The 12,829-nt window shown below is 60.2% G+C and carries 7 protein-coding genes; 3 read left to right on the top strand and 4 right to left on the bottom strand.

Going from position 1 to position 12,829, the window contains the following annotated elements:
* Positions 1 to 386 precede the first annotated feature (386 nt).
* From PCJ49_RS24595 to PCJ49_RS24580, 4 genes are all read right to left on the bottom strand, one after another.
* Entirely contained in the window at positions 387 to 1,298 is a 912-nt protein-coding gene (locus tag PCJ49_RS24595) for a phosphodiester glycosidase family protein (protein ID WP_269913305.1), read from the bottom strand.
* 239 nt (positions 1,299 to 1,537) lie between these two features.
* Positions 1,538 to 4,045, bottom strand: a complete 2,508-nt coding sequence (locus PCJ49_RS24590) for a TonB-dependent receptor (protein WP_269913304.1) — start codon at positions 4,043 to 4,045, stop codon at positions 1,538 to 1,540.
* A gap of 300 nt (positions 4,046 to 4,345) precedes the next feature.
* Positions 4,346 to 5,458, bottom strand: coding sequence for a hypothetical protein (locus PCJ49_RS24585; protein WP_269913303.1), 1,113 nt, complete (start codon positions 5,456 to 5,458; stop codon positions 4,346 to 4,348).
* A gap of 36 nt (positions 5,459 to 5,494) precedes the next feature.
* Entirely contained in the window at positions 5,495 to 8,236 is a 2,742-nt protein-coding gene (locus tag PCJ49_RS24580; protein ID WP_269913302.1) for a TonB-dependent receptor, read from the bottom strand.
* Positions 8,237 to 8,376: 140 nt separating this feature from the next.
* Between PCJ49_RS24580 and PCJ49_RS24575 the strand changes: the two genes are divergently transcribed.
* The 3 genes from PCJ49_RS24575 (at position 8,377) to PCJ49_RS24565 (ending at position 12,359) form a co-directional block, all read left to right on the top strand.
* Positions 8,377 to 9,564 carry an ROK family transcriptional regulator gene (locus PCJ49_RS24575; RefSeq protein ID WP_269913301.1) on the top strand — a complete coding sequence of 396 codons (1,188 nt, stop codon included), beginning with the start codon at positions 8,377 to 8,379 and terminating at the stop codon, positions 9,562 to 9,564.
* Between the two features lie 21 nt (positions 9,565 to 9,585).
* A complete protein-coding gene (locus PCJ49_RS24570) occupies positions 9,586 to 10,890 on the top strand; it encodes an MFS transporter (RefSeq protein WP_269913300.1) in 1,305 nt (434 codons plus the stop codon).
* 335 nt (positions 10,891 to 11,225) lie between these two features.
* Positions 11,226 to 12,359, top strand: a complete 1,134-nt coding sequence (locus PCJ49_RS24565; RefSeq protein ID WP_269913306.1) for an ROK family transcriptional regulator — start codon at positions 11,226 to 11,228, stop codon at positions 12,357 to 12,359.
* The last annotated feature ends 470 nt before the right edge of the window (positions 12,360 to 12,829 follow it).

Raw genomic sequence — 12,829 nt, 5'->3', positions numbered from 1 at the left:
CGATCCCCACACCATCGATGAAATCCCGATGCAATACGCTCTCAGCCGCATCGCAAACCGCAGAAACGCTGCCGCCAAACGCCTGAAAAACAAAAAAAACGCGGGGAACGGCTGACGCTTACTTTTGTATTGGGGTTGAGTGACGTTCAGGACCGGGGGCATGCCCCCGGTCCTGAACGTCACTCAACCCCAATACAAAACCAGAGGTCTCTGCTTATAAACGGGGATGTTTTGGGGAGCAGGTCAGCTGGTCGCGGTGCGGGTGGTGGTTCCGGAAAGGCCCAAGGTCGCCTTTTCCGTCTCGGGTTGATGGACGTTGCGCCTCTGGGCAGGTCAGTAGCGCCGCGTCCCGGTCGTCGGCGCCGATCACCGGGACGCGGTATAATTCAGGGTGTCGCGGGTACATTCAGATCGGGCAATAGGCCGGGTTTTCCCGGCACGAACAGCAGGATATGGTTGGCCACCGGTCGTTCCCGCCCCACGATGCCGGTATGGATGGGGCGGTTCAATAGCATTGCACCCCCATGCCCATCAGCGGTTACCAGGGTGGAGGAGCCGCCGCCATCCAGGTTGATGGCATCGCTGGCCCCCAGGGTCGCGAACAAGGCTGTCAAATCTGCCAAGGACATGCCGGCGCTATCGGGTTGACGGCCATCAACAATGACCACCCAGGCCCGCCGGCCATCCTTTGAAAGACCAAAAGCGGTGCGCGGATGCCGCTGGGTGGCATAGGGAAGGGCAGAAGCAATGGCCTGTCCGGCCCGCAGCAACCGGGGGCCGGCGGCCACACCGTCGGTATAGTGGGCCGGGCATTGCTGACCATCCACAATCACCACCCGCGCCTGTTTGAAACAGAGCATGCTGTCCACCCTGTCATCCAGGCCGGTTTCCACTGGGGAGACAGCCACGCCCTGGGCGATGGCGGCACCGGAGACATTCACCGGGTCGCCAACATGGGGGTAATAATCCTCCCCGCCCTTGCTGCCGCCGTGGAAAGGCAGGAAGTAACTGGCATTGAAGGCTAGCCGTGCATGGCTTTCCACCAGATAGGCGCTGGTCAGCCGGGCGACATGTTCCATGCCGCGTGTGTTGTCACCGGAAGTCACGGCGAAACGCAACCCCGGTTGTTGCAGATCAATGAAAACGATATGGACCCGTTCGGGGACAGCCCCGGTTTCGATCTTCTGTTCATAGCCGATCCCGGGGGCAAGCGGGATACCTGGCAGCGGAGAACAGGCGGCAAGCAGCAGGAATGTCAGGCCCGCCCCCAGATGGAAAGGGCGTTTGAGTATTTTCATAATGGTCATTTCCGGAATTCCCATAATACCAATCTCCCTTGATCGTGACCGATCCAGGGAGATTTTGCGTTCCCTCAGTCGCCGGGCGGGCGCATCCGCGCCCTTGGCTTGCGCCGCACGTGCGGCGGGCCGGCGGTCGCCGGCCTCCAATCCGCCAGGGGTCAAACCCTCGGCGGATTGGTATAATTCCTCAACGGGATATGGCGGTCGCACAGCAGGGGCACCCGACCGCCATTTCCTCACAGCCTGAAGGCCACGCCCAGCCAGAACTGGCGCCCGAAATAGTTCAGATCGCGCACCCCCAGCCCATCGTAATTTTCCCGATGTTCATTGGTGACGTTGCGGGCCTCGCCGATCAGGTCATACGGACCCAGTTGCAGGCGGGCCTGCAGATCCAACTGGTTGAAGGACTTGTCATAACGGTTACTTGTCGGATCGCTGGCGCTGATTGCTGTATAGAGCTTTCCCGTGTAGGCGTAAGAGATGCGGCCCTTGAACGGCCCCTGTTCATAGAACAGGGCCGCGTTGGCCTGCCAGGTCGGTTGTTGTGTCAAACGATCGAAGGTGACCCCACCCGGCAGGTCTGCCTGGGCATTCAGCCAGGTGGCATTGCCGGAAATCCCGAAATTTGCCAGAAACCCCGGCAAGAAATCCAGGTGGTTGCGGATAAAGCCAAGCTCCACCCCATAGATATGGGAGCCGGAAAGGTTCTGTGGCTGGGTGACGCTGTAGCGTGTCCCGTCAATCAGTTGGGTTCCGATGGCGGCACTGAAAATATCATTCTTGATGTCCTTGTAGAAGGTGGCGGCGGACAGGATGCCTTGATCGTCCGGCAGGTAATATTCCAGTGACAGATCGTAATTATCTGCCTTGCGCGCCGTCAGTTCCGGGTTGCCGCGTGTCAGGGTCAGGTTCGCCTGATTCAGGGTTTCGTTGGTTCCCAGGTCACTGGGATTGGGCCGGCCAATGGCCTTGGCATAGGCAAGGCGCAGTTTCAGCGCCTCGGTGATATTGTAATTGGCACTGATCGACGGCAGGAAATCATCATAATCACCCTTGCGCCGAAGCGGCGTCAGGCTGCTGCCGGCCACCCGGTACCCCTCAACCGAACTGTCGGTCTGTTCATACCGTCCGCCGAAGATCAGCGTATAATCATCCCCTGCATATTGGCCCAGCAGATAGGCCGCCTTGACCTTCTCGGTCACCTTATAATCATTGCGCAATGCGTTCAGCGCCGTGGCCGCCTCATCGCGGACCAGAAGGGACGGGTTGCTGGTCTTCAAATTGTCGAAACGGCGATAATCGATGATCAGCATCGGATTGCTGGAATAAATCGGCACATAGCTGCTCGGTAGCAGCACATCGGCCAGGGTCAAGCTGCGGCCCGGCGCCAGTCGATAGATTTCCTGACGGGTATCGAAATTACGTTCATTTTCCCGATATTTCAGCCCCGCCCCAAAGCCCCAGCCCTGATCACCGCGTTCGGTATTGAAGCCGTAATCGATGGCCCCTTCGCGGATATCATCGTCGCTTTTATCCCGGTATGGATTGTAGGACGCAAAAGCATAATTGGCGGGATTGTTGAAGCTCGACGGGTTGATCAGCGTAAAGGACGGAATACCGTCCTTGATCGTATAGTCATAGGCATTGGCGGTGGAGGAGGGCAGGTTGAACTGCAGCTGGTTGGAGGCTTCCAGAAATGTGGCCTTCGAGTAGGAACCGCGCAGCTTGATCGTCTGGTTCTCATCGGCATTCCAATCGATATTGCCCTGGAACACCCTCAATGGCTTCTCAATGGGAAAATCATTGAAACGGGCAAAGCCGCCGGCGCTGCTGACGCGGGCCTTGTTGCCGCCGGTGGCGGCGGCATCGACGGTGCCGCGTGTCAGCTGGTGCGACAGGCGCACTTCGTTATCATCCTGGGAGAAATAGGTGCCGCTGAGGCTGACCTGTAAATCCGTATCACGCTGCCATTCCAGTTTGGCCGTGCCGCCATAACGGTCAACTGTATTTGGATAGCCCTGCATGAGCATGGAACTGGCCACAGCCACGCCATTGCTGAGCGTGTAATTGCCAGGATTGTTGCGTTCCTGGTCGCGCCGCTTGCGGCTGAAGGAACCGGTCAGCAGCAGGCCGAACTGTTCTTCCGGCCCGAACAGGGTGGAAAAGGTGCCGTCGCCCCGGAAATTGACGCCATCATCGCTTTTCCGGTTGAAGTTCTTGCCTGGCACATCCTTGCTGTCGCCCGTTCCCACAAAAGCCGAGCCGACAATATAGGTCCGTCTGGAATCAAAGGCGGAACGGGTCACCAGATTGACGGTCCCGCCAATGGCATTGCCTTCAATATCCGGTGTACGGGATTTATAGACCTCCAGGCGCTTTACCGCCGTCGTCGGGATCGCCTCCATATTCAGCTGGCGGTTGCCCCGTTCCGCCGTGGCGATGGCGGAACCGTCCAGTGCGCCGAAAGTGAAATTGGGGTTGAGCCCCCGTACCCCGACATAACGCCCCTCATCCTCGTCAAAAACCGTCTGGACGCCGGGAAGGCGGCGGAAACTGTCGGAAATATTATAATCCGGCTGCTGTCCGATATCGTCACCGGACATGAATTCGCCGATCTGGGCCGCATCACGCTTGGCTTCCACCGCGCGGGCATTCTGCCGGGCATAGCCGGTGACGACGATTTCTTCCAACAGCTCCGTCTGCTGTGCCCCTGCCGCCGGCACCGTGGCCGACAGTGCGAGCATAGTTACCCCCGACAGCCAGTGCTGTCGGGCCGATATTGTCCTTTTTTGCATCCTGATCTCCCCTCGCAAAAGCCCCGTCGGCCGGGACTTAATATCACTCCTTATGAGTGTTTAATGTTACATTTTATCGAAGTCTGGCGAGATTTAGGCCATCAACCTTCCCTGATTTTCGGGAAAGAGCAGGAATGTCCCGGGGTGATGCTTCAATGCCGAGGGTTTTCCGACGGGGTACAGGTAAAAAACTCTACTCGGGATTTAATGCCAGGGATCGGGGTGAGCGACCCCTGGCAGGATCGGGTATCAATAATTGGGCAGGCGGGCCGACAGGGGCAGGGGCGGTGCGGTCAGGGCAGTCAGCAGCCGGCCCGTATCCGGATCATATCGGAAGGTTTCGATGATCGTTCCGGTCCGCACGATCATGACGCCCGTCTTGATATCGTCGGTCATCAGGACATCCGTGCGCCCCAAGGGCCCGCAATCCACCAACACTCCTTCATGGAACCCGGAGCCGGTTGGCGATAACAGGCAGGATCCCACTTCTGGCCGGTCAATACGCAACCAGCCCTCTGCCGTGATGGTATGGGCATAGACAATGCGACCCTGATTATCCAGGGTAGGCATGGTCTCCCCGCGTTTGAACAGCCGCTCTGAACTTTTGAACGGACGGATGCCACCCCGGTTTTCTGTCAGCAGGCCAGTACCATCCAGATAATAATGACCGATCTGGGTGCCAACATTGTGGGGCCAGCGCAGATGCATATGGATATGCGGCGGGGCATCGCGATGGCCTGCCGGGTAATTGGTGTCAAACCCCATCAGCTGAATGGTGCCGATCTTTTCCTCTGCCACATGCTCCCCCAGTTTCAGGCGCCGGATCACTTCCCGCTGGGCAAAGGTCAGATTGTCGGCGGCCCGTCGCTCCACCATCGGGAACGGCCCGTCCGCATAGGCGCCGGCGCGGCGGGCCGGATCGGCATGTTCGACCCGCACCACCAACCCCGGTTCCTCAATATCCGTTTCCATTGTGGAAGCAGCTTCCGCATCCTCCCATAGGGGCGGAAGCGGCAGAACCAGCCGGTCGCCTTCGCGCCGGGTGGGCAGGATCGCGTCATTGACCGCAACCCGGTCTCCCTGATCCGGCTTCAGCCGGAAGGCCAGTTCCAGCGCTCGCCCCCGTGGAACCCGAAGCTGGAGAATGCTTTCCCGGCTGTTGAACTTCTCATAGGCCGGATCGTGCAACTGCTGGCAGGCGGGACAGCTTTCCGCCACGAACTGCACTTTGCCATCCGCCGCCTTGCCGGCCCGCGGGATGAATTTTACCAATACCTGCACATTGTCCGCATCCGGTGGGGTTTCGGCCAATACCGTAAGCCCCCCCGCCAGGGATAGGCCCAACAGGGCTGCACGGACCATCCACCGCATTCTGTTTTGCATGGTCATCAACCTTGATCAGGATTTCCAGGAGAAGCCGGCCCACCAGGTCGATCCGACCGGGAACAGGTTGTTGAGATAGGCACGGCCTGGACCCTGGCGAACCTCAAAGGCTTCCTGGGTGATGTTCTGGCCCTGCAGGATCATGTCCAGCTGGTCGCTGAAGCTGTAGCGAAACTGTATATCCAGCTGCAGGCGCGGTTCCTGATAGAGGTCACGTTCGGGCGTGTCCTGGCTGGCCTGCTGCAAGGCGCGGCCAATATGATTGACCGACAGCCGCGCCTCCCAATCCTGCACCACATAGAACAGGGTGGTGTTCAGGATATAGTCCGGCTGCTGGATCAGGCCGCTGGTGGCCCGGACCTTGGGCTGGCCCACGGCCTGGGCGCCGCTGCTGGTGGGCAGATCGAAGGAACCGTCCAGCCAGGTCAGGTTGGCGGAAACCCCCAGCCCTGACAGCCAGTCCGGCAGGAAATCAAAATGATCCTGAACCAGACCAAGCTCCAGCCCCTGCACATGGGCTTTGCCGGCATTCAGGGGCTGGCTGTAGGTGATCAGCGGATAGGTCACCCCCTGATAGGTGCCATTCGTCACATCATTGCTGCCGGTGAAGATCTCGTTGCTGATATCCTTGTAGAAGGCGGCGACGGAGATCATGCCGCTGCCCCTGTACCATTCATAGGAGATGTCGTAATTCACCGCCTCACGCGGTTTCAGGTCCGGGTTGCCGGTGCTGACCGACAGGTTGCCGGAGGGATTGACGGCGGTGGTGGTACGCGCGGCATATTGGCCGAAATCCGGGCGTCCGATGGTTTTGGAAATGCCACCGGTCAGCCGCATCTCCTCGTTGAAGCGCCAGGTGGCCAGTAGCGAGGGCAGCCAGTAATCGTAGCCGGCATCCCGCCGGAATTTTCGATAATCCACAGCCGCCGCACCGGGGGGCACCTGCCAGGTGTCGATCTTCAGGTCGGTCTTGTCATAGCGCAGCCCGGCATTGAGGGTCAGGCTCTCGCTCTGGAACAGCGCTTGGCCGTAAAGGGCGGAAACATCCTCCAGATCATGAAAATCATCGGCAAAATTGTCGGCCACGCGATTGGTGGCAACCCAGAGCGACGGGTTGCTGGCCACCAGCTTCTGCACCTTGTCCGGGTCGATCACCAGATAGGGCATGATGCTGTGATCGCGGGACGGGAACCGGTCGCTGAAAATCACCGGCCCCAGCCCGCCAATGGCTGTCTGGGCTGCGGTATTGGCGGGGGTCAGTTCCTGATAGCTTCCGTCGAATTTCTGCAAGGTGCGGGTGAAACTGCCCCCCAGGCGGGCGCCGAAACCCTGATCATCCTTATCGGCATTATAGGAAAGATCGGTGCGGGCAAAGGCGATATGGGAATCGCTGTCCCGGCGCACATCACGCACATAAAGCGCGCTATAGGCCGATGGGTCGGAACCCAGGTTGGCATTCTTGTGGGTGATGCGGGGGGCGCCATTCACCAGCGTATAATCATAGCCAAACGCCGGCAGGGTGCCGGTGCTGACGCGACCGGGGGTCACCTTGCCGGCCCATTTCTGGAAAATGCGCTGTTCATCATAGCCTGCCACGGAATAGGATGCGGCCATGTCCAGCTTGATATCATCGGTCAGCGCCATGCTGCCTTTGCCGGTGACCAACGTGGTTTCCCGTTCCTGCGGCTGTAGAACAATACCTTGCTGCAGGTCACCTAAGGGGAAGCTGCCGTTGCTGGATGTGACGCCGGTCGGCACCCCGCCCGGATTGGTCAGAACCTCGGCCCGGAATTCGTCATCCTTATCCTTGTAATAGCCGGCAAAAAGCGAAAACTGGTCCGTATCGTTCGGTCGCCATTCCAGCTTGCCATTGATGCTGAACCGGGAGCGTTTATTGTCGAACCGGAAATCCTGCGGGCGGATCGGCACCAGAATGCCGTCCCTGGATTGCGCGGCATAGGGTGTCTGGGCACCAGAGGCCGTATAATAAGTCCAGCCATTGCCGTTGGTGTCACCCGGCAGTTCGGAAAAAGCCGACGACCAGAGTTTCTGATATTCAGCCGAGACAACGGCCCCGAATTGATCATCGCGGCCAAACAGGGTGGAACCGGTGGCATCGGCCCGTAAGTTGGGGTGCCGCCCGTTCATGAAATCGCCAGAGGTGGAATTCAGCCCACCAGAGGCATTGACGGCCAGGGCAGAGGTGCGCCTGGCATCGAAGGCGCTGCGGGAGACGATGTTGATCTGACCGCCCAGCCCATGCGGATCATATTGGGCGGTCAGGGTCTTCACCGCCTCGATGCGCGAGACCAGGGAGTTGGGGAACTGTTCCAGCCGCGCCCCGCGCACCGTCCACTCGCTGCTGGCCAGCGGCACCCCGTCCAGGGTGATCAGGTTATATTTCGGGTCCAGCCCCCGGATGGTGACACGCTGGTAGATATCTCGGTTTTTCGTCGGATCCAGCCCGCCCACGGTTGACAGGCCGGCAATACGGCGGGCCGATTCCACGATGTTCAGGTCGGGCAGGCGGCCAATATCGTCCTGGCTGATGGCATCGATGATGACATCAGAATCCTGCTTGGCCTTGACGGCCGCGCGGTTGGCCGCCCGGAAGCCGGTGACGACGATCTCTTCCAGCGCAGGCGTATCCGCCGTTTCATCCGCCAATGCGGAAGATGGGGCGGCAGCGGCCACCAGCAGGCTGATGGTGGCAGCAAACCAGCGCCGGGGGGAATGGGGAGGGTTGTGTCGTTTCATGATGGAGCCACGGTGAGGGGGGATGGCCTATTATATATCATGCTGCATGATATTTTTATGAAGCTCTTGCTTCACGTTGCGACATTCCGTGCGCGGGGATAGAAAAGCAGGGAATTGAACCGTTGCTGGAACCGGACATCTTGCCCCGATTGCCTGAAAAAGAGCGCCTGCACCCGGCAGCAGACATTCCCGTTGTCTGGGGGCTGACGGACCGGGAAAAGTCGGTCTTGTCGCTGCTCCGCCGTACCGGCCCGCTGACACGTTCCAGCCTGATCCGGGAAAGTGGCTTGTCCGGCCCAGCCATTTTCCGGGTGACGGAAGAATTGGCGGGTGCCGGCCTGCTGATGATTGGCGAAGCGGTGGCAGAGGGGCGCGGACAGCCCAGCAACCGGGTGGCACTGCAAGGCGATGCCGCCTTCAGCATCGGCCTGTCGGTGATGAGCGATTATGCCGAGGCGGTGCTGATGGATCTGGGCGGCGCGGTGCGGGCGGTGGCCCAGGTCACGGCGCCGGGCATGACCCAAGCGGGGATCTATGCCAATTTGACCGGCTTCATGGATGATCTGGTGGCCCGCGGGATGCTGCCGCACAAGCGGCTGGTGGGGATCGGCATTGCCGTTGCCGGGTATTTTATCGGGGAGGGGGACCAGGTGAATCCCAGCCCGGAGCTGGAGGATTGGGCGCTGGTCGATCTGGCCGCCCCTGCTGCTGCACGGTTCGGCCTGTCGGTACAGGTGGAAAATATCGCCAGTGCCGCCGCCGTTGGCGAGGCCCTGCTGGGTGTGGGACGGCGGATCCATGATTTTGTCTATGTCAATGTCGCCAGCGGTTTTGGCGGCGGCTTGATCCTTGATGGTCGCCTGCGCCGGGGCCGCTTCGGCAATGCTGGTGAACTGGGCGGGATTCTCAGCAATGCCGGCCTGCCCATCCCAACACTGGAAAGCCTGCGCCAGCATCTGATCAGCCACGGGGTGCCGCTGGCCGGGATCACGGAACTGGTGGAAGGCTTTGATCCCGATTGGCCGGGCCTGGATGGCTGGGTGGAACAGGCTGCGGCATCGCTGCATGTGCTGGCCAAGATAGCGGGGCATATTCTTGATGTGCAGGCCGTGGTGCTGGGGGGGCGTCTGCCGCCGGCCCTTTCTGGTCGCCTGGCGGAAAAGGCCGCCTTTGATCATGCGGCGCTGGATGCCGCCGCCCGTCGCGGGCGGGCCATGCCATTGCCCCAAATCCTGCCGGCGGAAGTATCCTCCCGCGCCGCGGCGGTGGGGGCTGCAACCTTGCCGCTTGCCTCCACCTTCTTTTCCTTGCTTCCTGTCGCCGGGTGAGGTGACCGGAGGCCGATGGCCATGGCGGGATTATCGCTGTCGAAATTACCGTTCCTGACCATCTATGGGGTTGCCCATTTCGGCAAAAGCCTGTTCTGGCATAGCAGCAACTTGGTTTTCGCCTTTTTCCTGACCGAACTGGTGGGTTTGTCAGCGGCGGCGATGGGGCTGCTGCTTGCCCTGTCCTTGATCTTGAATGCCTTTGCCGATCTGGGGCTGGGCTGGGGCTTGCGTCACCGGGTGCAGACCCTTGCCAACGCCACCAGGCTGCAGCTGCTGGGCAGTCTGGTCTGCGGCATGACCTTGCCGATCTTCGCCCTTTCTCCCTCTCTGCCGCTGGAGCTTCGCTTCGCCCATGCGCTGATGACGCTTTGCCTTTTCCGGGTCGGCTATTCCTTGCTGGATGTGCCACAGAACGCCATCATGACGCTGGTGACATCCGATGATCACAGCCGCACCAAGGTGGCGGGCGTGCGCTATGTCGGGTCGGGGCTGGCCATTGTTCTGATCGCCGTCCTGGTCGGCCCCTGGGTCGCGGCAATCAGCCGGGGGCAGCGGCTTGGTGATTTCCTGTGGTTTTCACTTGGCCTTGGCCTGATGGTGCTGGCGGTTTCGCTGCTGCTGCATCTGGCAGGACGGGCGCAAACCGCAATCGGACCGGCAGGAGGGCACCAACCGGAATTGGCGGAACCTGTCTCGCCCCGACTGTGGGGCTATGTGCTGGGCTCCATCCTGGTCGTCTCGGGTCTGCTGTCCGTATTCAGCAAGTTGGAGGCCTATTTCATCGCCTATGTCGCCCCGGTTGTCGGGTTAGGGACGGCGGCCATGTATCTGATGCTGGCGGCGGGGGTGGGCCAGGCGGCCTCACAACTGATCTGGTCCCGGCTGGTAGCCGGATTGGGCTTGCCTTTGGTCTATCGCCGGGCCGCTTTGGTGCTGATGGCGGCCAGCGTGCTGTTTCCCTTAGCCATTGCGGGTGGCAAGGCGGCGTTCCTGCTATGCGCCTTTGCCTTTGGGGCAGGCAGTGGGGGCGTGCTTATGGTATTATGGGCCTTGCTGGCCAAGGTTGCCGCAAGTGATCCGCAGAGCAGCCTGCATTATTTCGGTCGCTTCACCTTCGCTTCCAAGATGGCGCAGGCCATTTCTGCCTTGGTGTTGGGTGGTATCCTGTCGCTGTTTGATTATCGTGCCGCAGAAAGCAGCGGCATTCTCACCGCCCTGATGACTGGGGCCCCCCTCATGGCTGGGGCAATCTGTCTGATTCTGGCCATCACCCTCTCAGCCAGGACAGGCTGGTCCTCCAAACCTGTCTGGTCCCCCGTATGACACCTGATCCGCACGTCGCCACGCTCCCGATTTCCCCCCTTCCCGCATCCTGATTGGCCAGCCGGCACGCTGCCAGAGGGCGGTTAACCCTGGCAAGATATTACTCTATACAGGTATTTAACTTATTAATTTTCTATATTTTCGTGAAAAAATCCGCTCACATGACGGCTTCTGGCCAGATCGGGAGGGAAATCTATAATTTCTCCGATTTATGTGGATGGACGATACATCAATAAACCTTCTGTGAGTTTTAGTGTGGATGGTCAACCTGCCTTGACCAGCCGCCGGATAATGGGTCATCTTGCCCGCCTTGGACAGATCGGAAGTGGCTGGTGATGGTGAAATTAGAGCATCCTGCGGAGGCTTGGCCCTGCGTCACCGCCACGGAAAGGCAATTTCTGTCGCTCGTCGCCGCCGGGGATGATGTGACGCAAAGCGATATCGTCGCGCGCACGGCTTTCAGCCAGCAAACCGTGTCGCGGGTGATCGGGGATTTGATCGAGCGGGGTTTCCTCCAGCAAGGTGTCCGCATTTCCCGTGGGCGGCGGGGCCAGCCGAGCGCCCTGCTCAGTCTGAACGGCGACCGGCTTTATATGCTGGGCGTTTCGGTGATGGCGGATGCGGTTTCCGTCATGCTGGTGGATTTCGAGGGGCGGGAGCGGGGTTATTTCTTTGCCCAGCCAAAGCCGATGTCGCGGGCCGGCGTGCTGGGTGTGGTCAGGCAGGGGTTCGGGCAATTATGTGATCAGGCCGGGGTTGATCCGGTGCGGGTGATGGGGATCGGTGTTGGTATCACCGGTTTCGCCCTGGGGGATGCCGGTCGCTTCAACCCGCCCCATACGCTGGACGATTGGTTCAATGTCGATGTCGCCGCCCTGTTTGCGGCAGAGTTCGACCGGCCTGCCTGGGCGGACAATGATGGCAATGTCGCTGCGGTGGGGGAAAGCCTGGTTGGTGTCGGGCGTTGGGCGCGGAATTTCGCCTATCTCTATGTCGCAACCGGTTTTGGCGGCGGGCTGGTCATTGATGGTCGGTTGATGCGCGGCACGCACGGTAACGCCGGGGAGTTCGCCGCCAGCTTGCCGACACAGCTTTACACCTCCCCGACATTGGAATTGCTGCGCCACTGTTTCGCCCTGAAAGGCGAAGCCTATGAGACCATTGCCGACATGCTGGCGGCGATCAGCATTGAGGCGCCAGCCGTGGATGATTGGCTGTGGCGGATCGGGGATTCCCTCTCCCTTGTCTGCGCCATCTGTGCCGCCATTGTCGATCCCCAGGCGATTGTCGTGGGCGGCCGTTTACCACAGGGTCTGGCAAACCGGATGATCGAGCGGATCAACCTGCGAGAAATTCCCCGCCGTGGCCTGAACCGCCCGCTTCCCCGGATCGTGGCGTCTGAGGCTACGGGTGATGCCACTGCGCTGGGGGCGGCTATCCTGCCGATGAAACTACATTTCTTTGCCTGACCTTTTCCCATGCCAGCAAAGTTTCAGGCCCAGCGTTGGGCCCATCATCCACGAGTATAAATCAGATATCCAGACTTCAACGTCACAGTTATCGAAAATCGGAAACCGGTTATCGGCATTGATTGGGTGTCATGCCATAGGCGCGGCGGAAAAGCCTGGCGACGTGACTGGGATTTGCATAGCCGACCGTAAGGGAGGCATCCGTCACCGATGCACCGTCCAGCAGCAACAGGCGTCCCTGTTCGACACGCATCGCTTGCAGGTCGGCATGGACGGGCCTGCCGAAGCGGGCGCGATAGCCCGCTTTCAGCCGCTTGTCGTTGTGACCTGCTCCCCAAAACCTCACCGTTTATAAGTAGAGACCTCTGGTTTGGTATTGGGGTTGAGTGACGTTCAGGACCGGGGGCATGCCCCCGGTCCTGAACGTTGCGAACTGGGCGGGTGACATCCCGCCCAGGGTGGAATGAGGT

It is taken from the genome of Niveispirillum sp. BGYR6 (genome assembly GCF_027568365.1).
In the GTDB taxonomy this organism is placed as follows: domain Bacteria; phylum Pseudomonadota; class Alphaproteobacteria; order Azospirillales; family Azospirillaceae; genus Niveispirillum.
Note: the sequence above shows the minus strand (reverse complement) of the source record. Positions and strands in the feature narration are given on the sequence as shown.